At 58.2% G+C, this 23,448-nt stretch carries 23 protein-coding genes and 1 pseudogene; 16 read left to right on the forward strand and 8 right to left on the reverse strand.

Features of this window, described 5'->3' with window-relative positions; translation table 11 throughout:
• Positions 1-149: 149 nt before the first annotated feature.
• Positions 150-812 (reverse strand): outer membrane protein, encoded by a 663-nt coding sequence (locus FJU08_RS02350; protein ID WP_141147357.1) that lies wholly within the window; start codon positions 810-812, stop codon positions 150-152.
• Positions 813-1,111: 299 nt separating this feature from the next.
• Between FJU08_RS02350 and FJU08_RS02355 the strand changes: the two genes are divergently transcribed.
• Positions 1,112-1,675 (forward strand): DUF1349 domain-containing protein, encoded by a 564-nt coding sequence (locus tag FJU08_RS02355; RefSeq protein ID WP_141147358.1) that lies wholly within the window; start codon positions 1,112-1,114, stop codon positions 1,673-1,675.
• A gap of 99 nt (positions 1,676-1,774) precedes the next feature.
• On the opposite strand, the gene FJU08_RS02360 is transcribed toward FJU08_RS02355, so the two are convergent.
• Positions 1,775-2,923 carry an MFS transporter gene (locus FJU08_RS02360; RefSeq protein WP_181409720.1) on the reverse strand — a complete coding sequence of 383 codons (1,149 nt, stop codon included), beginning with the start codon at positions 2,921-2,923 and terminating at the stop codon, positions 1,775-1,777.
• Between the two features lie 328 nt (positions 2,924-3,251).
• Between FJU08_RS02360 and cysS the strand changes: the two genes are divergently transcribed.
• From cysS to rarD, 4 genes are all read left to right on the forward strand, one after another.
• Positions 3,252-4,673 carry a cysteine--tRNA ligase gene (gene cysS, locus FJU08_RS02365; protein ID WP_141147360.1) on the forward strand — a complete coding sequence of 474 codons (1,422 nt, stop codon included), beginning with the start codon at positions 3,252-3,254 and terminating at the stop codon, positions 4,671-4,673.
• A gap of 9 nt (positions 4,674-4,682) precedes the next feature.
• Positions 4,683-5,153, forward strand: coding sequence for a GFA family protein (locus tag FJU08_RS02370; protein ID WP_141147361.1), 471 nt, complete (start codon positions 4,683-4,685; stop codon positions 5,151-5,153).
• A 52-nt stretch (positions 5,154-5,205) separates the two neighbouring features.
• Entirely contained in the window at positions 5,206-6,825 is a 1,620-nt protein-coding gene (gene cimA / locus FJU08_RS02375) for a citramalate synthase (protein WP_141147362.1), read from the forward strand.
• A 241-nt stretch (positions 6,826-7,066) separates the two neighbouring features.
• A complete protein-coding gene (rarD, locus tag FJU08_RS02380) occupies positions 7,067-8,017 on the forward strand; it encodes an EamA family transporter RarD (RefSeq protein ID WP_141147363.1) in 951 nt (316 codons plus the stop codon).
• A gap of 277 nt (positions 8,018-8,294) precedes the next feature.
• On the opposite strand, the gene FJU08_RS02385 is transcribed toward rarD, so the two are convergent.
• A complete protein-coding gene (locus tag FJU08_RS02385) occupies positions 8,295-8,915 on the reverse strand; it encodes an LOG family protein (protein WP_141147364.1) in 621 nt (206 codons plus the stop codon).
• 180 nt (positions 8,916-9,095) lie between these two features.
• Here FJU08_RS02385 and FJU08_RS02390 point away from each other — a divergent pair, with 180 nt between their 5' ends.
• From FJU08_RS02390 to pssA, 4 genes and pseudogenes are all read left to right on the forward strand, one after another.
• Positions 9,096-10,370 carry a LysM peptidoglycan-binding domain-containing protein gene (locus FJU08_RS02390; protein ID WP_141147365.1) on the forward strand — a complete coding sequence of 425 codons (1,275 nt, stop codon included), beginning with the start codon at positions 9,096-9,098 and terminating at the stop codon, positions 10,368-10,370.
• Between the two features lie 171 nt (positions 10,371-10,541).
• Entirely contained in the window at positions 10,542-12,425 is a 1,884-nt protein-coding gene (locus tag FJU08_RS02395; RefSeq protein ID WP_141147366.1) for an ABCB family ABC transporter ATP-binding protein/permease, read from the forward strand.
• Positions 12,426-12,599: 174 nt separating this feature from the next.
• Positions 12,600-13,301, forward strand: a pseudogene (locus tag FJU08_RS02400) (phosphatidylserine decarboxylase); the annotation flags it as partial.
• A 1-nt stretch (position 13,302) separates the two neighbouring features.
• Positions 13,303-14,172, forward strand: coding sequence for a CDP-diacylglycerol--serine O-phosphatidyltransferase (gene pssA, locus FJU08_RS02405; protein ID WP_141147368.1), 870 nt, complete (start codon positions 13,303-13,305; stop codon positions 14,170-14,172).
• 10 nt (positions 14,173-14,182) lie between these two features.
• Here the strand turns inward: pssA and FJU08_RS02410 are convergent, their stop codons facing one another.
• Positions 14,183-14,926: an SOS response-associated peptidase gene (locus FJU08_RS02410; RefSeq protein WP_141147369.1), complete on the reverse strand. Its 744-nt coding sequence runs from the start codon at positions 14,924-14,926 to the stop codon at positions 14,183-14,185.
• Between the two features lie 102 nt (positions 14,927-15,028).
• Between FJU08_RS02410 and FJU08_RS02415 the strand changes: the two genes are divergently transcribed.
• The 7 genes from FJU08_RS02415 (at position 15,029) to FJU08_RS02445 (ending at position 20,113) form a co-directional block, all read left to right on the forward strand.
• Positions 15,029-15,457, forward strand: a complete 429-nt coding sequence (locus FJU08_RS02415; RefSeq protein WP_141147370.1) for an NUDIX hydrolase — start codon at positions 15,029-15,031, stop codon at positions 15,455-15,457.
• Positions 15,458-15,615: 158 nt separating this feature from the next.
• Entirely contained in the window at positions 15,616-15,873 is a 258-nt protein-coding gene (locus FJU08_RS02420) for a hypothetical protein (protein ID WP_176083990.1), read from the forward strand.
• Positions 15,874-16,126: 253 nt separating this feature from the next.
• Complete coding sequence (ygfZ, locus tag FJU08_RS02425; protein ID WP_141147372.1) at positions 16,127-16,963, forward strand: CAF17-like 4Fe-4S cluster assembly/insertion protein YgfZ; 837 nt, start codon at positions 16,127-16,129, stop codon at positions 16,961-16,963.
• Between the two features lie 4 nt (positions 16,964-16,967).
• Positions 16,968-17,600, forward strand: coding sequence for an HD domain-containing protein (locus FJU08_RS02430; RefSeq protein WP_141147373.1), 633 nt, complete (start codon positions 16,968-16,970; stop codon positions 17,598-17,600).
• Between the two features lie 41 nt (positions 17,601-17,641).
• The gene (locus FJU08_RS02435) at positions 17,642-18,145 is read left to right on the forward strand and encodes a tyrosine phosphatase family protein (RefSeq protein WP_141147374.1); all 504 of its coding nucleotides are present in this window, start codon (positions 17,642-17,644) and stop codon (positions 18,143-18,145) included.
• Positions 18,146-18,235: 90 nt separating this feature from the next.
• Positions 18,236-19,123 (forward strand): mechanosensitive ion channel family protein, encoded by an 888-nt coding sequence (locus FJU08_RS02440; protein WP_141147375.1) that lies wholly within the window; start codon positions 18,236-18,238, stop codon positions 19,121-19,123.
• Positions 19,124-19,267: 144 nt separating this feature from the next.
• Positions 19,268-20,113, forward strand: coding sequence for an MOSC domain-containing protein (locus tag FJU08_RS02445; protein WP_141147376.1), 846 nt, complete (start codon positions 19,268-19,270; stop codon positions 20,111-20,113).
• Here the strand turns inward: FJU08_RS02445 and recO are convergent.
• From recO to lepB, 4 genes are all read right to left on the reverse strand, one after another.
• Positions 20,110-20,868, reverse strand: coding sequence for a DNA repair protein RecO (gene recO / locus FJU08_RS02450; RefSeq protein WP_141147377.1), 759 nt, complete (start codon positions 20,866-20,868; stop codon positions 20,110-20,112). The two genes, FJU08_RS02445 and recO, sit on opposite strands and share 4 nt — an antisense overlap.
• 35 nt (positions 20,869-20,903) lie before the next feature.
• A complete protein-coding gene (era, locus tag FJU08_RS02455) occupies positions 20,904-21,839 on the reverse strand; it encodes a GTPase Era (RefSeq protein ID WP_141147378.1) in 936 nt (311 codons plus the stop codon).
• Between the two features lie 99 nt (positions 21,840-21,938).
• On the reverse strand, positions 21,939-22,649 hold the full coding sequence (gene rnc / locus FJU08_RS02460) for a ribonuclease III (protein ID WP_407943672.1): 711 nt from the start codon (positions 22,647-22,649) through the stop codon (positions 21,939-21,941).
• Entirely contained in the window at positions 22,646-23,392 is a 747-nt protein-coding gene (gene lepB, locus FJU08_RS02465) for a signal peptidase I (protein ID WP_141147380.1), read from the reverse strand. Before lepB ends, rnc begins: the two co-directional genes overlap by 4 nt.
• Positions 23,393-23,448: the final 56 nt, after the last annotated feature.

The raw sequence follows: 23,448 nt of genomic DNA on the forward strand, positions 1-23,448 counted from the left end.
CCTACGGCGGCAGCAATGTTCGGCAATCGCAATGGCATTTCCGACATAATGCTGCCGCCAAACATGCGCCATGCACCACATTCAGAGCAAAAAAAACCGCGCAGGCCGCAAGCGGCGCGCGCGGATCAAGTTAGCCCCCATTGAGCCTCTTAGAATTTATAACCCAGGCCGACCATTGCCGCGCTCTGATTCATGTTCAGCTTCAAGCCATCAATCTTGAAGGTGTCGTTCGGTGATTCCGGATAATCGGTATAGCGATATTCAACCCGGCCAAACAGATTTTGGGTAAAGGCGAAATCGACACCCGCACCAAATGTCCAGCCATTGAAGTTCTCGCTCCGACTGTCATCTCCGACCTTCAACTCGGCATTGGTGATGGCCCAGCCGCCCGTGCCGTAGAAAAGTACACGGTCCATCGCATAACCAAGGCGCCCGCGAACACCGCCGCCCCAGTCCATCTGGACCTTCAACGGAACGCCAGCGATGTTTTTCGTGTCATCTGCCCAGTTGTAATTGAGTTCGCCCTCAACGCCCAGAACCAGATTATTCGAGAATTGATAGTCATAACCGGCGAAAATTCCACCTGCGAAGCCATCTGGATTGTATTTCGTAAATTTATCACCGCCAGATTTCGGTGTAATTTCCGTCCATGAAAAGTCACCCTGACCACCAAGATAAAATCCGGTCCAGTCAAAGGACGCAGGAAGAACTGGTGCAGGTGTTATAACGGCTGGCGTTACAACGACATCAGCTGCCATAACTCCGGCAGAACTCAAGAAATAGACTGCAAGCCCAGCTACGACTTTCTTCATAACATTAACCCCTGTGCAGACACATAATTCAATGGAGTTTTATCTACCAATATTAATTGAATATAACTATGATAAAAATGCAACACAATCATATTTTATTATTTTAATGCAATATTTACGTTATTTTTTACTAACATTACAGGAAATATTATTTTTCATTCAACATATACATTGGTTATTCGGATTTTTCTAAAAGTCGAACCGCCCCATCCAGCCATTCCGCTTTGACCAGGTGACCCGAGTTGTGCTCTGTGCCAAGCTGTCTATTGTCCAACTTCCCGAACCAGATGGAGAGATACATGATGACCTGGTTGAACGAGCCGGCCGAATGGGCTGGCGATGCCGGAGACCTGACCTTCATCACGGAAAAAGGCTCTGATTTCTGGCGGAAGACTTTCTACGGCTTCACCAGAGATAACGGTCACGGGCTGCTCTCGCCAGTCTCGGGCGATTTCTCGGCAAGCCTCACCGTGACTGCCGACTATTCCGCGCTCTATGATCAGGCCGGCATGATGCTCAGGATTGATGAGAATTACTGGGTCAAGGCTGGCATCGAATATACTGACGGGCTGATGCATTTTTCCACCGTGGTCACCAATGGCGTTTCGGACTGGTCTATCATTCCCCTGCCCCGGGCCACACCGGAAACACCTGTTTCCATCCGCATCACGCGTCATGACGACGCCGTGCGCATCCAGTTTCACCTTGGCGACGGACACTGGCAGATGGCCAGGCTCTCCCCGTTTCCTGCAACAGCCGCAGCCATTGGCCCGACGGCCTGCACACCAGAACGCGCGGGCCTGAAGGTTCATGTTCGCGATTTCGTGATCGGACCGCCAATTTCACGCGCGCTGCACGACTGAACGCCCCATGCCTCAGCAGTTGATGCTTTCGGGCGTCAGGCCATCATCGCCGCCGCTGTCACCGGCCTTCTGTCGACATGGCCACGCCAGGCGTAACCTTCAGATCTTGCGCGTCTGGAAGGCCAGCAGCGCAGCGCTCGACAGAAGCACAAAGGCCAGCGCTCCGACCGCCCCGAAGCCGAGCCCGCCATAAAGCACGCCCATCAGCAAAGGTCCGAAGAAGACCGCAACATATGTGGCGGTAATATTAAGGCCGAGCAGCGTGCCGCGCGCCGCCGGATTGAGACCGGCAAGTCGCAAGACGATGAGATTGAGACCAAAATGATTGCCGATCCCAAGCAGAAATGTCGCCAGGATCGCCGTCAGCATGCCCTGTGTTGCAACCGGCAGCGCACCATAGAGCAGCGCCGAAAAACAAAGAGCCACCGGCAGCACCCGTGCCGGGCCGATCCGGTCGACCAGACGGACGAGAATGCCTCCGAGGCCGAAGCCTGCACCATAGGAAATGACAACTGTACTGGCGAGCGTGGCATTGACTCCAAGTGCGGTTCGCACCTGATCGCCGAGCAGGGCGTAGCTGCCGTAAAATGAGGTCATGAAGCAAAGGCACGTACCGAGCAGCTTCTTGGCGCCACGATAATGCAGTGCCTCAAGGCGCGGCACAGCCGGCCTACGATCCACCGGCTTGCGATCCTTAAAGCCGGCATAGGTGAAGGCTGCGGCAATCGCCAGAACGGCCAGAAAGCCATAGGCCACCCGCCAGCTGAGAAAATCGGCCAGAAGTGCGGAGATCGGCACGCCGGCAATCATGGCGATCGACCAGCCCGACAGCACCAGCCCCATGATCCGCGATCCCTGGCCTTCCGGTGCGATTTCCACTGCCTCGCTGTAGATCGCCGGCAGCAGCATGCCGGTCGACAGGCCTGCCAGCGCCTGAAAGGCAGACAGCATCTGCCAGCTGCGGCTCATGCCCGAGCCGATAAAGGCAACCCCCATGGCAATCGCCGCGCCCATCAGCACCATGCGTGTTCCAATCCGGTCGATCAGCGCCGAGAGAACAAGTGCCGAAATCGCCGTCGCCCCGCCAAAGGCAGAGATGGCGCGCGCAGCAGCAACCGGTGTCGTATTGAGCGCAGCAGCAACATCCGACAGGATCGGCGACAGCACAAAGGAATTCGCGCCGATCAGAAACACACCGGTGATAAGCGCCGCAAGACGCAGACGGAAAAGAGTTTGGGAGGTCAGCACGGCAGGGCCCTGAAAGGATTGTTTGTAACCCTTACTAATCCTGATTGCCGGGCTTGATCAATGCAAGTTTTGCAAGGCACATGCCCGGCGATGGACGAGGTGAGCCAGTGCGCAAAGCTGCAGCGACGCCTTTTGTCTTGACCCCCGCAAGCCCGCAAGGCATAAGGGCAAGCATGAACACGGCCCTTTGCATTTGCTGCATCATTATTCGCTAGCTTTTCAGCTGGCCGGCCGTTCTTGTCCTCAAAATCCGAGATAACGACAGACGACCCGGCCGGGACGGCTGGCATTGGAAGTTGCATACCAACCGGATTTCGGGAGACAGACCATGGGCAATGCCCTGAAGCTCTACAACACACTGACGCGCGAAAAACAGGCCTTTGAGCCAATCGATCCCGAAAACGTTCGCATGTATGTCTGCGGCCCGACCGTTTACGATTTCGCCCATATCGGCAATGCCCGGCCCGTCATCGTCTTTGACGTGCTCTACAGGCTGCTGCGTCACCTCTATGGCGAAAATCACGTCACCTATGTGCGCAACATCACCGATGTCGACGACAAGATCAATGCGCGGGCCAGGCGTGACTTCCCCGATCTGCCGCTGAACGAGGCGATCCGCCGCGTGACGGAGAAAACCGCCGACCAGTTCCACAAGGATATCGCAGCGCTTGGCGCCCTGCCGCCGGATGTCGAGCCGCGCGCAACCGAGCATATCGACGGCATGGTCGCAATGATCCAGACGCTGATCGATGAGGGCCACGCCTATGTTGCGCAAGGAGCGGAAGGCCGCGAGGTGCTGTTCTCTGTGCCTTCGATGCCCAATTACGGCCGGCTTTCGAAGCGCAATCTCGATGATCAGCAGGCCGGCGCCCGCATCGCCGTGGAAGCGCACAAGAAGAACCCGGCCGATTTCGTGCTGTGGAAGGAAAGTGCCGCCGACGAGCCCGGCTGGCTGGCTGCATTCAGCGAACACGGCACCCCTGCCGATATTTACGGTCGACCTGGCTGGCATATCGAATGCTCGGTCATGTCGGAAAAGCACCTGGGCAAGACCTTCGACATTCACGGCGGCGGCCTGGATCTGATCTTTCCGCATCACGAGAACGAAATTGCCCAGTCCTGCTGCGCCCACAAGAACGACATGATGGCCAATGTCTGGATGCATAACGGCTTCGTTCAGGTCGAGGGGCGGAAAATGTCCAAATCCGAGGGCAATTTCTTCACCATCCACGAACTGCTCGAAACGGAGAATTTCGGCGGCCGCAAATGGCCAGGCGAAGTACTGCGTCTCGCCATGCTGATGACCCATTACCGCGAGCCGATCGATTTTTCGGTCAAGCGGCTGGAGGAGGCGGAACGGCTTCTTTCCAAATGGCCGACGGCAGAGGCCACGGGGCAGACAGTTGACGCAGCCATGCTGGAGGCCTTGAGCGACGATCTCAACACCGTCGCCGCTGTTCAGCGGCTGCATGCACTGGCGCAAGAAGCCAACGCCGATCCGGCCCGGCTTTATGCATTTGCCGATAGCGCCGCGCTGCTCGGTGTCTTGCCTGTGGCAAAGACGCTCGCCGCTGGCGCGACCGGTGGCATAGAAGCCAAAATCGCCGAGCGCCTTGCCTTCATCAAGGACAAGATGTGGGCCGAGGCCGACCGTATCCGCGATGAACTATCGGAACAGGGCATCCTTCTAAAGGACGGAAAAGACAAGGAAACTGGCGAGCGCACAACCACCTGGGAGGTGAAGCGGTGAGGTATATTCATGACTGATACAAAGACCTTCTCCGGCGGCTGCCAGTGTGGTGCAGTGCGCTTCACCGCCTCCCGTCTCGGCCGGCCATCGATCTGTCACTGTCGCATGTGCCAGAAGGCATTCGGCAGTTTTTTCGGCCCCCTCGTTTCCGCCGATATCGCGCATCTGACATGGACGCGGGGCAAGCCGAGGCTTTTTCGCTCCTCGGCCAAGATCCTGCGCGGCTTCTGTGAGAAATGCGGCACACCGCTGACCTATCAGCATCCTGGCGGGGTGGAACTGGCCATTGGCGCCTTTGACGAACCGGAACATTTCGCGCCGCAGGTACAGGTCAACTTTGAGCACCGCCTGCCCTGGATCGATACGCTGTTCGATCAACCGAAAGCAGCCCAAAGTGTTGATGAGGCGGAAATCGTCTCATTTCAGCACCCTGATCATGACACAGACAGCTGGCCGCCCGCGGGAGAAACGGGCGCCTGACAATAATACCGGACAAAAAGCCCGGAAAACAAAAGGGACGGAGACCCAGACCATGTCGAAACGCGAACGCATCTATCTGTTCGATACCACCTTGCGCGACGGCCAGCAGACGCCGGGGATAGATTTTTCCGTCGAAGACAAGATCGCCATTGCCAACATGCTCGACCGCTTGGGGATCGACTATATCGAGGGCGGCTATCCCGGCGCAAACCCGACCGATACCGCCTTTTTTGCCAGGAAACGCACCGGCTCGGCCAAGCTCACCGCCTTCGGCATGACCAAGCGCGCCGGCCTTTCCGCCTCCAATGATCCGGGCCTTGCGGGCATCCTTGGATCGGCGAGTGATGCCGCCTGTTTCGTCGCCAAGAGCTGGGACTATCATGTGAAAGTGGCGCTCGGCATCACCAATGAGGAAAACCTCACCGGTATCACAGAGACGGTCAAGGCGGCGCTTGAGGCGGGCAAGGAGCCGCTGATCGACTGCGAACATTTCTTCGATGGCTACAAGGCCAACCGCGATTTCGCACTGGCCTGCGCCCGCACGGCTTATGAGGCCGGTGCCCGCTGGGTCGTGCTGTGCGACACCAATGGCGGCACCCAGCCGGACGAGATCACCGAGATCATTGCCGATGTCATCGCCAATGCCGTCCCCGGAGACTGTCTCGGCATCCATGCCCATAACGACACGGGCCAGGCCGTCGCCAACTCGCTGGCAGCAGTCAGGGCCGGAGTGCGGCAGGTCCAGGGCACGTTGAACGGGATCGGCGAACGCTGCGGCAATGCCAATATCCTCACCGTGGCTGCAACGCTGGCGCTGAAGCAACGCTACAACACACGGTTCGCACTGGGCATCGATGCCGGAGCGTTGAGCGAACTGACGACGCTGTCGCGCAGCTTCGATGAGCTTCTGAACCGGGCGCCGGATCCGCAATTGCCCTATGTCGGCTCATCCGCCTTTGCCACCAAGGCCGGAATTCATGCCTCCGCTCTGCTCAAGGATCCGAGGACCTATGAGCATGTAGATCCCGACAGCGTCGGAAACACTCGCCGCGTCATGGTTTCCGACCAGGGTGGAAAATCGAACTTTATCAATGAATTGAAGAAAAGAGGTATTGCGGTTTCCAAAGACGATCCGCGCCTCGACCAGCTGATCTCCATCGTCAAGGAGCGTGAGGCCGCCGGTTACGCCTATGAAGGCGCGGATGCCAGCTTCGAACTGCTCGCGCGCCGCACGCTCGGCAGCGTGCCTGACTTCTTCCATGTTGAAAGCTTCCGCGTCATGGTCGAGCGCCGTTATGACAGCCATGGGCGTATCAAGACAGTTTCCGAAGCCGTGGTGAAGCTGGAGATTGATGACCGCACCGTGATGTCGGTGTCAGAGGGCGATGGCCCGGTCAACGCGCTCGACAAGGCTCTGCGCAAGGATCTCGGTAAATATCATTCCGAGATCGCCGATCTGAAACTGGCAGACTACAAGGTGCGTATCCTCAATGGCGGCACGGACGCCATCACACGGGTTCTCATCGAGAGCATCGATGATGACGATGTGCGCTGGTGGACAGTCGGTGTCTCGGAAAACATCATAGATGCCTCCTTCCAGGCGCTGATGGATTCCGTTGTCTTCAAGCTGATGAAAAACCGCAGGCTGGCAGGCCTGCTGGCAGCGGAATAACCGATCAATAATCGTGATTGATAAGCAACGATTATGAAATAGCGCAAAGACTCACATCGCGCTAAATGCAGAATAGAAGGGCCGGCGCGTTATGTTCGCCGGCCGCTTGGCCTGACCGGAAACATGAAAACGCTTGTCGGAAAATACAAATAAGATTTTGTTTTTTCACGATAATATCGCCCAAAGACAGCCTTGCTTGTGACACGACACCTAGCAAGCATTTGCGGCCCCTGGATATCGCATGACCGACACCACCAATATTTCCACCGCTGGCAGCAATGCCGCACCGAAGGTCGATAACGGCGATTCCCCGCGCGGTTTTGCCTTCGCGCTGACGGCCTATCTGATGTGGGGTATCCTGCCGCTCTATCTGAAGCTGGTCGAACATCTTCCGGCACTTGAAGTGATCGCGGAGCGAATCATCTGGTCCGTTCCCTTCGCGGGCGTCATTCTCCTGATCATCGGCAAGACCGATGAGCTGAAAGCCGCCTTCCGCTCGCCTCGCACGCTCGGCATGATCGCCCTTTCCTCGGTCTTCATTTCGCTCAACTGGGGTGTCTATGTCTGGTCGATCATCAACGATCACGCCATTGATGCAGCGCTCGGCTATTTCATCAACCCGCTGTTTTCCATTGCGCTGGCGGCGATCGTGCTGAAGGAAAAGCTTGCCCGCGGGCAGATCATCGCGATCGGGCTGGCTGTGCTGGCAGTCGTCATCCTCACCGTGCAGGCCGGACGCCTGCCGATCGTCGCCCTCGCATTGCCCTTCGCCTGGGGCATTTATGCACTGTTGCGCAAGACGGTGCCAATGGAGCCGAACCAGGGCTTCACGCTCGAAGTCATTCTTCTGTCGATCCCCTGCGGCCTCTATATCCTCTTTCTCGAGGTGACGGGGCGCGGACATTTCTTCGATGGCACCTGGCGTGATCCGCTGCTGTTCATCGGCTGCGGCGCGGTGACTGCGATCCCGCTGATTATCTATGCCAATGGTGCAAAACTGCTCAGACTTTCCACCATCGGAATCATGCAATACATTGTTCCAACTGGTGTTTTTTTGATTGCCGTGTTCATTTTTCAAGAACCCTTCGGCATGACAAAACTGTTCGCCTTCATGCTGATCTGGGCTGCATTGGTGATCTATACGATCTCGACCCTGCGCGCCGCCCATGACCGCAAGTCGCATCGTCGGTGACAAAGAAGGCGCCCCCTCGGCGGCGGCCTCAGACTGTCGACAAACCTCGCCCCTTTTTTATGACGTCATGCCTGTGCCTGCCACAGGCATCTATCCGACGCGCGTCCGAGCGGCGAAAGAACCCGCCTATTCACTGTCTTGTGAATGTGGATCCCCGTGACGAGCACGGGGATGACGACGGAGGGGACCCACCCCAAACAGGCAATCTGAATGCCTTTGTCAGCAATAGGAAGGCAGCAGCCGCAGCGCCGCCTTTTTGCATCCCTCGCCATGCAGCCTAGAGGCGCTCAATGATTCCCTGCTCGCCCTTATGGTTCTCACGTTCGGCCCAGTGCGCGGTGATCGCAGGCAGAATTTCTGCGATTGTGTCAATCAGCATCGGCTTCACCTGATTCTCGGTGTGCACAAAACCCTGCCCGCGCATATGATCGATGAGTTGCATCATCGGATCCCAGAAACCATCAATATTGGCATAGACCATCGGCTTGTCGTGGCGGCCGAGCTGAGCCCAGGTCATGATCTCTACGATTTCCTCCAGCGTGCCGATGCCGCCCGGCAACGCAACAAAGGCATCCGCCCGCTCGAACATCTTGTGTTTGCGCACATGCATGTTTGGCGTGATGATCAGTTCATCAAGCGTTTCGAGCTGGTGACGCGTCGCCTCCATATCGACGAGGAATTCGGGGATGATGCCAACCACATGACCGTCATTCTCGAGAACCCCTTCAGCCACGGCACCCATTATACCCTTGGTTCCGCCGCCATAAACAAGGCCAAACCCGGCCTTCGCTATGGCCGTGCCGAAAGCCCTGCCAGCAGCCATATAGTCCGGATTTGAGCCCGGACGGGACCCGCAATAGACGCAGATGCGCCGAATCGTATCACTGCTCTTATTCATTGCTTCGAAGTGCACTCTCTTGTTGTTATCCAACCACGACAATTGCAAAACCGCAGAAGAATGGCAATTCGCATTGGTCAAAAGGCCTGCATTGCACAATCAGGTCTTGTACTCGTCGCGACGCGTCGTTAGCGTTTGTGACTTATTATCTCCCCGGTTGTGTCGCATCTGGAGTTCGCCATGGAAAACAAAAGGCCACTCGTGGTCGTCGCTGTGATAGCGCTTCTGCTGATCATCGCCGCAGTCGTGTTCTTCACAATAAGGTCACAGAAGGACGACACGACGGCTGCGACCCCCGCCCCGGCACCTCAGAGCGAAACAGCTGAAACGCCTGCGCCTGCGGCTGAACCCGACAAGACCACCAGTATCCGTATCCCGACCTTTGACGTCCTGCGCGTCGAACCGGATGGAACGGCCGTGATTGCCGGTTCTGCCGAACCCGATGGCAAGCTGGAAGTGAAGGAAGGCGACAAGGTTATCACCGCATCTGACGTCGACAAGAGCGGCGATTTTGTCGCCATCATCGACAAGCCGCTGCCGCCGGGCAATCACGAAATCTACCTCAATGTTTCCATGCCGGATGGCCGTAACGCCCGTTCGAAGCAAACCGCGACAATTGCAATCCCCGAAGGCGACGACAAGAAAGACCTGCTGGCTGTGATTACCGAGCCGGACAAGCCGACGCAGGTTGTGGAGGCTCCCGCACCCACTGAACCGGCCAAGCTTGCTGCGGCCGCACCTGAAACGGCCAATGGCGACACCAGGCTCAACCCCGTCAATGTCGAAGGGAAGACGGCGAAAGAGCCAGCGGCGACCAGCCCGGCCAAGCCTGCCATTGATGCCAGCGTCAGGATCAGCGCTGTCGAGATTGAGGGCAGCACCCTCTATATCGCCGGAAATGGCACCGCAAACGCAGCTGTGCGCGGCTATGTCGACAATAATTTCGCGGCACAGGACGAAGTCAACGCCAAGGGCAGTTTCGTCATCCAGGCAACGATCGACATTCCCGTCGGTCGCCACCAGATCCGCGTTGATATGCTCGACAAGGACGGTAATGTCATTGCCCGTGCTTCCGTTTCCTTTGATCGTCCGGAAGGCAATCAGGTTTCAGCGGTCGCAAAAGCACCCGCAAATGACACAACCACCGATGCTTCAGGCACCCAGACCTTCGTGCAGCCGGAGCTTCAGGCCAGCGACAATGCGGTGATCATTCGCAAGGGCGACAATCTGTGGACCATCTCGCGCCGGGTCTACGGCCGCGGCGTGCGCTACACCACAATCTATCTCGCCAATGAACCGCAGATTGCCGATCCCAACCTCATTCTGCCCGGCCAGGTCTTCTCCGTTCCCAACCAGCCGCTGCCCATCGGCGAGGCGGAGGAGTTGCACCGCCGTCTCGAAAAAGGCCTGCCTGTCGGACCGGAATACAAGCTCCCTGAAAAGACCGGGAACTGAAGCCCGAAGCCTGGGAAAGCCGGCAACAATCCGGCGGCTTTATGGCAACGGCCATTGCAATTCAGCAAAGTGAGCCCTATCTCACGGGCTGAACGAGGCGCGCCTTCCGGCGCGCCTTGCCATTCTCAGCATCAATTTCAGGTCGCCTGAGCGGCCGGGGTATCATCTTAAATGGCTGACCGCAAAACCGTTTCGGCGGATTCCGCCAATCCGATCCAGACGCTTGCCAACCTCTGGCCCTATATCTGGCCGTCAAGCAGGAAGGATCTGAAGCGGCGCGTTCTTTATGCGTCGTTCTTTCTCGTCCTGGCCAAGATCGTGCTTCTGCTCGTGCCTTATTTCTTCAAATGGGCCACCAATGCACTGACTGGCGAACTACATCCCAGCGCCATGGTCCCGCTGGTCTTCACTGGCGCAACCGCTCTTGTGGTTGGCTATAATGTCGCCCGCGTCGGCCAGCTTGGCTTCAACCAGCTGCGCGATGCACTCTTCGCCAGCGTCGGCCAGTATGCCGTGCGCCAGCTTGCCCACCGTGTTTTCGTGCATATGCACAAGCTGTCGCTGCGCTTTCACCTGAGCCGCAAGACCGGCGGTCTGTCGCGCATCATCGAGCGCGGCACCAAGGGCATCGAGACCATCGTTCGATTCACCATTTTGATGACGCTGCCGACCGTGCTGGAATTCGTGCTGGTGGCAATAATCTTCTGGATCACCTACGGCTTCATCTATCTGGCGGTCACCGCCGTCACCGTTTTCGCCTATGTCTGGTTCACCATTGTCGCCAGTGACTGGCGCATCGCCATCCGCCGCGAGATGAACCAGAGCGACAATGACGCCAACACCAAGTCGGTCGATTCGCTTCTCAATTACGAGACGGTGAAATATTTCGGCAATGAAGACATGGAGGCGGAACGCTTTGACAGCTCCATGGCGCGCTATGAGAAGGCCGCGACCCGCATCTGGACCTCGCTTGGCTGGCTGAATTTCGGCCAGGGCCTGATCTTCGGCATCGGCATGACAGTGATGCTGGTTCTCTCGGCCCGCTCGGTGATGAGTGGCCAGCACACGATCGGCGATTTCGTCTTCATCAACACCATGCTGATGCAGCTCGCCGTACCGCTCAACTTCATCGGCTCGGTCTATCGCGAGATCCGCCAGGGTCTGACCGATATCGAGCAGATGTTCGATATTCTCGAGGTCGACCCGGAAGTCGCCGATGCCGAGGACGCAAAACCGCTCGCCATCAGCGCCGGCGGCATTTCCTTCCGGGATGTCCATTTTGCCTATGACCCGGCCCGGCCAATCCTGAAGGGTGTTTCCTTCGATGTTCCGGCCGGCAAGACGGTTGCCATCGTCGGGCCTACAGGAGCGGGAAAATCGACCATTTCGCGCCTGCTCTTCCGGTTTTATGACGTCACAGATGGTTCCATCAGCATTGATGGACAGGACCTGCGTGCCGTGACACAGGAAAGCCTGCGCAACACGATCGGCATGGTTCCGCAAGATACGGTGCTGTTCAACGACACGATCGGCTACAACATTCGCTACGGCCGCACCTCGGCTACGGATGAGGAAGTAAAGGCTGCAGCCGAACTGGCGCAGATCGGTGCTTTTCTCAAGCAGCTCCCAGAGGGACTGGAAACCCAGGTCGGCGAACGCGGGCTGAAGCTTTCCGGCGGCGAAAAGCAGCGTGTGGCCATTGCGCGCACCATCCTCAAGGCACCGCCGGTTCTGGTGCTCGACGAAGCGACCTCCGCTCTCGACACGCATACGGAGCGCGAAATTCAGGCCGCCCTTGATGTTGTGTCGCAGAACCGCACCACGCTGGTCATCGCCCACCGCCTGTCCACCGTGATTGGTGCCGACGAGATCATCGTGCTGAAGAGCGGCGAGATCGCCGAACGTGGCAATCACGCAGCACTTCTTGCGCAAAACGGGCTTTATGCCCAGATGTGGGAGCGTCAGCGCGAGGCAAACCTTGCCGAGGAACATCTGCGTCAGGTCCGCGAAAGCGACGATATGGGCATCATCATGCGCATGGATCCAGCGCGCTGATCAGCCGTCAGAATTGCGGCGACGCTCTCCTTCAAAACGGCGAGCCTTGCCCGCCCGCCTTCAGGAGCAGGCGGGCGATATTTGGTGGAATAGACGGCCCGCCCATTTCATTCCGCGCGATGAAACGCTAAACTTCAGCGATTATCGCAAAGGCAGAATGCCCGGAGTTTAACGCGTATGAGCGTCTACGATTCGATCCGCAAGTCCCTCGTTCCCATTCACAAGGAAGGCTATCCCTTCATCGCGATCTTTCTGGTCGCGACCCTTGTTCTGGGCTGGCTGTTTGAACCGCTGTTCTGGATCGGCCTGATCGCGACATTGTGGTGCGCCTATTTCTTCCGCGATCCGGAACGGGTTACCCCTCAGGATGCAGATTTCGTCATCAGCCCCGCTGATGGCCGGATTTCGTCCGTCGGTCAGGCCGTTCCACCCGCCGAGCTTGGCCTCGGGGATGAGCCGATGCTGCGCATCTGCGTGTTCATGAATGTCTTCAACTGCCATGTGAACCGGGCACCGATGAGCGGCAATATCCGCTCGATCCACTACCGCCCTGGCAAATTCATCAATGCCGAACTCGACAAGGCGAGCGAGGATAACGAGCGCAACGGCGTCGTGATCGAAACGGCGCATGGTGCCATCGGCGTGGTTCAGATCGCCGGTCTTATCGCGCGCCGCATTGTTTGTTTCGTCTCCCCCAATGAGCCGCTGGATGCGGGCGAGCGCTTCGGCCTTATCCGCTTCGGCTCGCGCCTTGACGTCTACCTGCCGGAAGGCGCGACCCCGCATGTATCCATGGGACAGACCGCCATTGCTGGCGAAACCGTTCTCGCCGCCTTCAACGACGCCAAGCCGGCCGTATTCGGACGCCGGAGCTGACATGAGCAGTGACCCAGCGCATAGCAGTGAAATGACGGAAGATGATGGTGCGCGTGGACCGCGTCTGCGCGAAATTCCGATACGGCTGATCCTGCCCAATCTGATTACCGTGATGGCGCTCTGCGCCGGCCTTTCGGGCATTCGCCAGGCGTTCGAAGGCCGGTTCGAACAGGCCGTGCTGATGCTGCTGATTGCAGCGGTGTTGGACGGGATCGATGGCCGCGCGGCACGATTGCTCAAGGCAACGTCCAAATTCGGCGAACAGATGGATTCGCTTGCCGACATCGTCAACTTCGGTGTTGCCCCCGCTTTGGTCAGCTACATGTACATCCTGCATGACGCCAGCACGCCGGGCTGGATTGCTGCCCTGCTCTATGCCATCGCCGCAGCGCTGCGCCTCGCGCGTTTCAATGTCATGGCCGAGCGCAAGCACAAGGCCAGCTGGCAGGGGTCTTACTTTGTCGGCGTACCGGCGCCTGCCGGTGCTATCGTCGTGTTATTGCCGGTCTATCTCGGCTTTCTCGGCCTTGTCGAAGGCCGTGCGATGGCGCTTGCCGCTTCGGTCTTTACTGTGATCATCGGCATTTTGCTGGTCAGCCGCCTGCCTGTCTGGTCGGGCAAAAGCTTCGGGATCAAGATCCGTCGCGAACTGGCGCTGCCAATGATGCTGGTCGCGGTGCTGGTGCTGGCACTTCTGGCGGGCTATCCGTGGCATATGCTGATTGCCGGCTCGCTGCTTTATCTGGCAAGCCTGCCGCTTGGCGCGCGGTCCTGGCACAGCAAATATGGCACGCTGGTCATGGAAAATGACGCGCATCACGAGGCCCAGAGCGAGCGTGACGAAAAGAACCGGCTCGATCTCGATTTCTGAGAAAACCAATTCAGAAAAGGTCGAGCTGTCCGCCTTTTTTGGCGACCGGCCGAACAATCTCGCTCGGCCCTGCCGGGGTGATCAGGTTTTCGCCCATATTCCGCACATTGTTGACGGCTGAGGACACCGGGATCGCCTCGAAGAAATCGACTGGCGCCGGTTTCATCAGGTCAGCAACGTGACGCGGCTCCTGCGTGCGGCAATCAAGCCAGCGCTCGAAATCTTCGGGCTTGATGATCACCGGCGACCGTTCGTGTATGGAACGCACCACACCGGAGGACTTTGTCGTCAGGATCGTGCCGGTATCCATTTCCGTTCCATCGGCGCCCATCCAAGGTGATATCAGCCCGGCAAAGGCCATCAGACCGCCGTCACGCGGTCTGATCCAGAAGGGCTGGGATGGTCCATCCTCGCCGCGGCGCCATTCGAAAAAGCCCGACGCCGGTACGAGCGCACGAAAATGACGCAATGCGCCGCGGAATGAAGCCTTGGTCGCTGCCGTTTCCGCCCTGGCATTGAACATCAGCGGAAAATCACTGGCGTCCTTCACCCAGGCGGGAATCAACCCCCAGCGAACCAGAAAAGCGGCCCTGCCCTCGCCGCTGAGGCCAAGCGCGTCGCTGGCATTGGCGACCATCAGCACCGGTTGCGACGGCGCGATATTATAGCGCGGCGGAAAGGGCTCGATCGCTGTCAGATCGAAATAACCCGCCACCGAAGAAGGATCAGAAATGAGACCGAAACGACCACACATGGTCTGACAATTCCACAGATCAAGCATCGAGGGCAAGCCCGGATGACTTGAGCGCGACGCCATGCAGGACTAAAACGGCAATGCATCCCGCAGGAGTTTTTCATGACAGCTGCCTCCATCGCTGCCGCATCCGTCATCGTGCGCCGCGACGACAATTTCCTTCTTGTGCTCAGAGCCAATCCGCCCGCAAAGGCCATGTACGCCTTTCCCGGCGGCAAGGCCGAGGCGGGTGAAAGCCCGCGCGACAATGCAATTCGCGAGCTTTTGGAAGAAACCGGGCTAAAGGCCGAAACCATAGAACCTTTTACCGTCTATGATCTGATCGACCGAGATCGCGATGGCACGATCACCAGCCGCTTTCACCTGAGCGTTTTTGTCGCAACGGCAGATGCAGAGGCCGAACCGGTGGCCGCCGATGACGCTTCTGCGCTTGGCTGGTTCTCCGCCGAACAGGTGCGCAGGCTGCCGGTTCCAGCAAGCGTGCTGGAATGCGTGGATAGACTTGACCGCGAAAGCCGCTCATCTGCGTAACCCAGATGCAACACAGTGCGACAGACAGGTGCAGCAAAGCATCACGCTAACCTCTTTTTAACTTTTTCAGCAGTCAGGAGTGCAGTTTTATATAAAAACTGTCTAGAATGGTGTTCGTAACCTAAAAAGACTGCCAACTGCCCCACAAGGACATGAGCATGAAGCCCAACGCCAATGAAATCGACGATATGATCGTACGCGAAAAAATGCAGGCGGCGCTGGAATACCAGAACGAAGCATGGGCGGACGGCATGGCAGACGGCATCGAGCCGGAGATCATTGCTGATGCAGCGCTGGCGCTTGCAATGCGTGAAACCGTGCGCATGATCGGCGAAGAAGGCGCAGAAGCCATGCTGGAATCGCTGCGCGAACGCATGCTTGCCGGTGAATTCTCGCCAAGCCGCGTCATTCAGTAGCGCCTTGCCGGTAACGTCTTACAAGCAACGCCTTACCAGTAACGGAATCCCTCCGCAGCCTTGCCTCCGTCCACGTCTAGAAACGCGTGGAGACCGTCATCCGTTCCTGCAAATAGCTTGGCGACAGGAACCCGACTATTGACCTTGCTGCGGCAAGGCGCTCTTTCTGGCCTTGTCAATGCCATGCGCTCAGACGATTCTGTACTGGCATTCCCGATTTTCACATGCGAACAGTTTTCAGCGAGGACGCAGCATGGCGACCTTCCATCTTGCCGAACGAAGCCGCATTGCCATTGGTGGCCCGGATGCGGAGCACTTTCTGCAGAACCTTGTCACCACCGATATTGAATCCATGAAACCGGAGGAGGCCTGGCCAGGAGCGCTTTTGACGCCACAGGGCAAGATCTGGTTTGATTTTCTCATCGCCCGTGACGGCGACGGTTTCGTTGTCGAAACCGATACTGCCGACGTCGACGCCCTCGTGAAGCGGCTGATGATCTACCGTCTGCGCGCCAAGGTAACGATAGACCTCATGGCGGGTAACGGCACGATCGTGACCGATAAGGCATCTTCTGCCGCCTGCCGCGATATGCGCTTTGAACAGGCTGGCATCGAACTCTTCCGCGCCCAGGCGCCCGCCGCCATAACGGGTGACGGCATGGATGGCTATGCGCAGCTGCGCGTTGCCGCCGGTGTCGCCGAGATGAACCGGGACTATGCCTCGCAGGACGCCTTTCCCCATGACGTGTTGATGGACAGGAATGGTGCGCTCTCCTTCACCAAGGGCTGCTATGTCGGCCAGGAAGTGGTCTCACGCATGCAGCATCGCGGTACGGCCCGACGCCGCGTGGCGCATGTGGCGGCCGCCGGCAATCTACCCGCATCCGGGACTGTGCTGATAGCTGCGGGAAAACCGGTTGGCACACTCGGCACCATATCGGGGACTGATGGCCTTGCAATCGTACGCATTGACCGGATTGGCGAGGCCGAGGCTGCCGGCCAGCCGGTCACGGCGGACGGCCTTGCAGTTACCGTTACGCCCTTCGCGTGGAGCGGCCTCACCTTCGCGCCATCAAAAAGCGAGGACTGAGACGGTGGCACGACAGGAAAATATTCGTGCCTGGCAGCGCATGCTGTCAGGGCGCAGGCTTGATCTGCTTGACCCCTCGCCGCTTGATGTCGAGATCGAGGACATTGCCCATGGCCTTGCCCGCGTTGCCCGCTGGAACGGCCAGACATTGGGCGATCATGCCTATTCGGTCGCCCAGCACAGCCTTATCGTCGAGAAAATCTTCTGCCATTGCCACAAGGCCGCCAAGCCCGGACAGCAGCAGATGGCGCTGCTGCATGATGCACCGGAATATGTGATCGGCGATATGATTTCGCCCTTCAAATCGGTTGTCGGCGGCGGCTACAAGACGGTTGAAAAACGGCTGGAAGGCGCGATCCATATCCGTTTTGGCCTGCCTGCCCACCCAACCGCCGCGTTGAAGGCAAAGATCAAGACCGCCGACCGGATCGCCGCCTTTTTCGAAGCAACGGTGCTCGCCGGTTTTTCCGAAACTGAAGCGCTTCGATATTTCGGCCGCCCGAACGGTGTCACGCGCGACATGCTTGAGATCGAACCGATGGCGACAGCCAAGGCCCAAGCTGCCTTTCTCATGCGGTTCGCCGAGATCGAACAATTGCGCCGTGCGTTTCCCGAAAAGACAAAGGCCGTGCCGTGAAGGCCTCCATCGTCGTTGCACCATTGTCGCGAATTGGTGAAATGGCGACAGTCCACCGCTGCGAGCGGATGATCAGCTTGATGTCGGCCGGCCATGATTTTCATCGCCCCGGGCTGATCGCGGCTGAAAATCACCTTGTGCTTCACATGAACGATATCGCCTTCAAGGGAACCGGCGATCTGATTGCCCCGGATGCGCATCATGTCGACAAAATCATCGCCTTTGCGCGCGCCTGGGATCGAAATACCCCGCTTCTGATCCATTGCTGGATGGGCGTTTCTCGATCGCCAGCTGCCGCCCTGATTGCCGCATTGGCGATCGATCCGGCATTGGACGACAGCACGCTGGCAATGGCGCTGCGCGCCGCATCACCATCGGCGACACCGAATCAGCGACTGATCGAAATTGCTGATCTCAGGCTCAGTCGTGGCAATCGCCTCACCGATGCGGTCCGCGCAATGGGTCGCGGTGCCGATTGCAGAGAAAATACGCCTTTTTTGCTGAACTTTGACGCTGGTGAGGCGTTAAAGTCTGACACAAAATAGTGCAAAAATAGCACTGAACAATTTCAGGCGTCCGGCAGATACGCCCACTCTCGTTCGTTCGCGACCATTTGTAGAAGACAAGGAATTTCAATGGAAGAACAGGCCAAAGAATTCATGAAAGCCTCGGGCGATGCGGCAAATTTCGTCTATGCCCTGATTGCGCAATATACGTTTTCCGTAATCGGCGCGATCATCCTTCTGATCGTCGGCTGGATCCTTGCCGGCATCATTCAGCGCTCGGTCAAGGCCTCCATGGCGCGGCTGAAGAATGTTGACCAGACATTGGCCGGCTTTTTCGGAGCCATGGCGCGATATGGCGTGCTCGTCATCGTCATTATCATGGTGCTTGGCCAGTTCGGCGTCCAGACTGCTTCCATCGTCGCCGCTCTCGGCGGCATGGCGCTGGCCATTGGTCTGGCCCTGCAGGGTACGCTGCAGAATATTGCCGCTGGCATCATGCTGCTGGTCCTGCGACCCTTCCGCGTCGGAGAATTTATCGATACCGGCTCCATCAATGGTATTGTCATCGAAATCGGTCTGTTTGCCACCGAACTCAAGACCCCGGACGGCATGTATCGCCTGGCGCCGAATTCGACGCTGTGGAATGTCCCGATCACCAATTTCTCGCGCATGCCAACACGCCGTTTCGACCTTGTCATTGGCATCGCTTATGAAGACAATATCGACACGGCGATCAATATCCTGATGGATCTTGCTGAAAAGCACGGGAATGTCATGACCGATCCGGCGCCTGATTGTTTCGTGTCCAATCTCGGTGACAGCGCGGTCGAAATCACATTGCGCTACTGGGCCTCTTCTGCCGTCTGGTGGCCGACCAGCCGCGAGATGACCAAGAATGCCAAGAACGCCTTCGATGCAGCTGGCATCTCCATCCCGTTCCCGCAGATGACGCTTTCGACGCTCAAGGCCGAAGACAGTCCTGCAGAGCTGATGTCGCCCGACGGTGTTCAGTCCTAAAGGCAGCAGCGAAGCAGTTGCAACTTGCATTGATCAAGCCGGGCCTGAAAGGTCCGGCTTTTTCTTATGGTCTATCAGCCATTCGCCTTGACAGGCAGGGGGCAGAACGCGAAACCAGACGCCTGTAAACCTAAGGGGACCGGTATGAAAATCGCAGCGCTGAACATCTATCCGATGAAGAGTGCAAGAGGCATTGGCGTCAGCCGCGCCGCCTGCGGACCGATGGGACTTGACGGTGACCGGCGCGCCCTGCTGATCGAGCCCGATGGCCGTTTCATCACCCAGCGCGAGCTCCCCGCCCTCGCCCGGCTCTCCGTCGCGCCGTTTGCCGGAGGTCTTGCCCTGTCGATGGCCGAGAAAGGTTCCCTTGTTGCCAAGCCCGGACCGGAACGCATGGATGTCACGGTCTGGAAGGATACTCTCTCCGCCGCGCTGAGCGACCATGCAACCGATGCCATCCTGTCAAAATGGTTTGAGCGCCCGGTCCGTCTTGCCTTCTTCGATGCGCATTCGACCCGTATCGCCAGCCGTGACTGGGTCAATAGCGACACGCCCGTTTCCTTCGCCGATGGCTACCAGATCCTCGTCACCTCCACCGGTTCGCTCGCCGCGCTGAATGACGATCTGGCCGCCCATGGAGAAGCAACGGTCGGTATGGAGCGCTTCCGTCCCAATATCGTTGTCGATTGCGATGAAGCCTTTGCAGAAGACGGCTGGACCGGCCTGACGATCGGCGATGTGGTTCTCGATTTCGTCAAGCCCTGTGCCCGCTGCATCATGACCACGCAGGACCAGACAACCGGTTCGCGCGAGATCGCCTCTCCGATGCCAGCAATGGGCCGGTTGCGTATGTCGGCCGACCGCCGGGTCCCCGGTCCGCTCTTCGGCTGGAATGCCGTGCCGCGCACAAGCGGCCTGCTGTCGGTGGGAGACGAGGCCATTGTCACCGGCATGCGCGATGTGGTCTGGGAATTCAAGAAACGCAGCTAAACTTCCGTTCCTGCGGCGGCTTCGTTTGCTGACAGGATTTTAAGCGCCGCATTGATAAAACTGTCGCGCGCCGTATCCGCCTTGATGCCGCGCGGCTCAAAGACATGGCGATTGAGGAAGAAGGATGTCAGGCGGAAGCCTTCGGCCAGACCGTCATGATCGGCGGCAACGCTGAGCGTCGGCTGTAAAAAGGCCGGCAGGGGCAGCATTCGGTCTGCATATGGCGCGCCCGCGCTGCGACATACCGCCCGTCCCGTTTTCGGTGAGACATAGGCCAGATCTTCACGCGTGCCGCTGGCTGCGCATTTTTCCAGATCCATGCCGAAGCCAAGCTCGTTCAGGACAGCAATTTCGAAGCGGATATAGAGTTCGCCCGCCGCCTCGGCTGAAGCCAGATTGTCGAGAATGATATCCATTGCATCGCACAGATGCCGGTGCGGATCGCGCTCCGGCAGAAGCCGCAACAGCGCCGCCATGGCCTGAACACCATAGACACCGGTGGCATGTTCCATCAAAAAGGCGGCGCGCTGGGCCAGAGGCTCAACCCGGAATTCGCCCAGATGTTCATCCAGACGCGCCCGCCAGTTGACCGATACCCGGTTTCCCGGCTGCAGCACCGGCCGAAGCGCGCGCGATCGCCCACCCCGCACCATGCCGAGATGGCGGCCATGGGCGAGCGTCATCAATTCGGCGATAACGCTGGTCTCACCATGTTTGCGGACACCGAGAACGATGCCTTCGTCATGCCACTCCATGGACCTTCAACCGGCTTTCAGCAAACCGGCCTCACCTATTCCGAATAGTCGAGCCCGATCTCGCGGAAGCGTGCCGGATCATCGCCCCAGTTCTCACGAACCTTGACGAAGAGGAAGAGATGCACCGGCTGCTCCAGGATCTCGCTTATCTCCTTGCGTGCAGCCGTCGAGATCGCCTTGATCGCCTCGCCACCCTTGCCAAGGGCGATCTTCTTCTGGCTGTCGCGCTCGACATAGATCACCTGCTCGATGCGCACGGATCCGTCCTTGCGCTCTTCCCACTTCTCCGTTTCGACATGGGAAGCATAGGGCAGTTCCTGATGCAGGCGCAGAAACAGCTTTTCCCGTGTGATCTCAGCCGCCAGCTGACGCATCGGCAGATCGGAGATCTGGTCTTCGGGATAATACCACGGCCCCTTGGGCAGCGTGGTGGCAAGATAATCCATCAGATCATCACAGCCCGAGCCATTGGCAGCAGACACCATGAAAGTGTGATCGAATGCCACGAATTCATTGGCCTCGGCAGCAAGCTTCAGGAGCTGTTCCGGCCGCACCCGATCGATCTTGTTAAGAATCAGGATCTTTGGCTGACGGTTTTCCTTCAGCCCTTCGAGAATGGCCTCGGCATCGCCGCGAATACCGCGCTCGCTGTCGATCAGCAGTGCGATTAGATCAGCGTCACGCGCACCGCCCCAGGCCGCCGTTACCATGGCCCGGTCGAGCCGGCGCCGCGGCTTGAAAATACCGGGCGTATCCATGAAAACAATCTGGGCATCGCCGTGAATGGCAATACCGCGCAACATGGCACGCGTGGTCTGCACCTTGTGGCTGACGATCGAAACCTTGGCCCCGACCAGCCGGTTGACCAGCGTCGACTTGCCGGCATTGGTCGGACCGATCAGCGCGACAAAACCGGAACGGCGTGCGTCTTCGGGGATGATCCCGCTCTCATTTTCAACTTCTTCAGACATTTTCAAACGCCCTTGGCGGGGCTCGCCTTTCAAAAAGGACGAACCGCTTGTTCTTCTTGTTTCTGCGCCTTGCCTGCAGGCTGCGCACAGAGCTGATGCTTATGCCTTATCGTCGGACCAGACGCCTTCGCGTTCAAGCAACCGCGTTGCAGCCGCCTGCTCGGCCGCCCGCTTGGACCGGTCAATGCCCGTTTCCGGTTCCAGCCCCTTCACCGTCACCTTGACGGTGAAGCGCGGCTCATGATCCGGGCCCGAGCGATCCTCGACCGTATAGACCGGCGTCTCGCCGCCATGGGCATGTGCCCATTCCTGCAACTCGGTCTTGGCGTCTCGCCTGAGGTTAACACCTTCCTCAAGCAATGGCTTCCAGTTTGTCAGTACGAATTGACGCGCAGGCTCAAGCCCGCCCTCCAGATAGATCGCAGCGATAATACTCTCGACCACATCGGCGCGGATGCCAAGTACCCGCTTGCCGGTCAGTGTTTTCACATCCTGCCCGGTCTGGATAAAACGGTGCAGGCCAAGCCGGTCGGCGATCCTGGCACAGGATTCGGCGCTGACGAGCTGGTTCAGCCGAACGGAAAGCTCACCCTCACTGGCGTCGGGATAGCGCTGGAACAGGTGCTGGGCGATCGTCAGCCCCAGCACCCGGTCACCGAGAAATTCCAGCCTCTCGTAATTGCCCTGGGTACCACCGCCAACGCTGGAATGCGTCAGCGCGCGCGCCAGCCGGTCCCTGTTGGAGAATTCAAATCCGACAAGCTTGCTGACAGCAGCGGTATCGACAGAGCCATGAGAATGTCGCATCAGCCGCCGATCACCTTGAAAATACGGTCCCAGCGCATATTGGCCGGCCACTTCCACAGTTCCAGGAAGGATGTGTCATTGCCGAGCGAGAAGAAGACGACACTGGCGCGTCCGACGAGGTTTTCAGCCGGGACGAAACCGACATCGAAACGGCTGTCGAGCGAATTGTCGCGGTTGTCACCCATCATGAAATAATGATCGGCGGGGACGATGAATTCACGCGTATTATCGCCGCGCGACCCGTTGATCTCATCCAGCGTGTCATAGGTCACGCCATCATCAAGCGTCTCGCGATAGACCGGAATGTCGATGCCCGGATCATTACGATAATCGGAGGTGAAGGTGCCATCAGGCGAGCGCGGAACAGCCTTGCCGTTAATATAGACAATACCGCCCTTCACCTGAACATGGTCGCCGGGAAGGCCGATCACCCGCTTGATATAGTCAATGCTGGGGTTCGGCGGGTAACGGAACACAACCACATCACCACGCTTCGGCTCGCTGCCGAAGATCCGGCCCGAAAACAGGTTGGGTGCAAAGGGGAACGAGTATTTCGAAAACCCGTAAGAAAACTTGTTGACGAAGATGTAATCGCCGACGAGCAGCGTCGGCATCATCGAGCCTGACGGAATGGTAAAGGGCTGGAAAAGGAATGTACGGATAATCAGGGCCAGAAGCAGCGCCTGGATGATAACCTTGACATTGCTCCACAGGGAGCCTTCCTTCTTTTCGGCTTCTTCAGACACGCAGTGCTTTCCTTCTCGCCTCGCTCTCGGATTCGAAACGCAGCAATATCCCCTAA

The sequence above is a fragment of the Martelella alba genome, assembly GCF_006516955.1.
GTDB lineage: Bacteria > Pseudomonadota > Alphaproteobacteria > Rhizobiales > Rhizobiaceae > Martelella > Martelella alba.

Bases quoted from the DNA above. Each gene is read 5' to 3' on its own strand.
- FJU08_RS02350 (WP_141147357.1), bottom strand. From the start codon at position 812: ATGAAGAAAGTCGTAGCTGGGCTTGCAGTCTATTTCTTGAGTTCTGCC.
- FJU08_RS02355 (WP_141147358.1), top strand. From the start codon at position 1,112: ATGATGACCTGGTTGAACGAGCCGGCCGAATGGGCTGGCGATGCCGGA.
- cysS (WP_141147360.1), top strand. From the start codon at position 3,252: ATGGGCAATGCCCTGAAGCTCTACAACACACTGACGCGCGAAAAACAG.
- FJU08_RS02370 (WP_141147361.1), top strand. From the start codon at position 4,683: ATGACTGATACAAAGACCTTCTCCGGCGGCTGCCAGTGTGGTGCAGTG.
- cimA (WP_141147362.1), top strand. From the start codon at position 5,206: ATGTCGAAACGCGAACGCATCTATCTGTTCGATACCACCTTGCGCGAC.
- rarD (WP_141147363.1), top strand. From the start codon at position 7,067: ATGACCGACACCACCAATATTTCCACCGCTGGCAGCAATGCCGCACCG.
- FJU08_RS02385 (WP_141147364.1), bottom strand. From the start codon at position 8,915: ATGAATAAGAGCAGTGATACGATTCGGCGCATCTGCGTCTATTGCGGG.
- FJU08_RS02390 (WP_141147365.1), top strand. From the start codon at position 9,096: ATGGAAAACAAAAGGCCACTCGTGGTCGTCGCTGTGATAGCGCTTCTG.
- FJU08_RS02395 (WP_141147366.1), top strand. From the start codon at position 10,542: ATGGCTGACCGCAAAACCGTTTCGGCGGATTCCGCCAATCCGATCCAG.
- pssA (WP_141147368.1), top strand. From the start codon at position 13,303: ATGAGCAGTGACCCAGCGCATAGCAGTGAAATGACGGAAGATGATGGT.
- FJU08_RS02410 (WP_141147369.1), bottom strand. From the start codon at position 14,926: ATGTGTGGTCGTTTCGGTCTCATTTCTGATCCTTCTTCGGTGGCGGGT.
- FJU08_RS02415 (WP_141147370.1), top strand. From the start codon at position 15,029: ATGACAGCTGCCTCCATCGCTGCCGCATCCGTCATCGTGCGCCGCGAC.
- FJU08_RS02420 (WP_176083990.1), top strand. From the start codon at position 15,616: ATGAAGCCCAACGCCAATGAAATCGACGATATGATCGTACGCGAAAAA.
- ygfZ (WP_141147372.1), top strand. From the start codon at position 16,127: ATGGCGACCTTCCATCTTGCCGAACGAAGCCGCATTGCCATTGGTGGC.
- FJU08_RS02435 (WP_141147374.1), top strand. From the start codon at position 17,642: ATGGCGACAGTCCACCGCTGCGAGCGGATGATCAGCTTGATGTCGGCC.
- FJU08_RS02440 (WP_141147375.1), top strand. From the start codon at position 18,236: ATGGAAGAACAGGCCAAAGAATTCATGAAAGCCTCGGGCGATGCGGCA.
- FJU08_RS02445 (WP_141147376.1), top strand. From the start codon at position 19,268: ATGAAAATCGCAGCGCTGAACATCTATCCGATGAAGAGTGCAAGAGGC.
- recO (WP_141147377.1), bottom strand. From the start codon at position 20,868: ATGGAGTGGCATGACGAAGGCATCGTTCTCGGTGTCCGCAAACATGGT.
- era (WP_141147378.1), bottom strand. From the start codon at position 21,839: ATGTCTGAAGAAGTTGAAAATGAGAGCGGGATCATCCCCGAAGACGCA.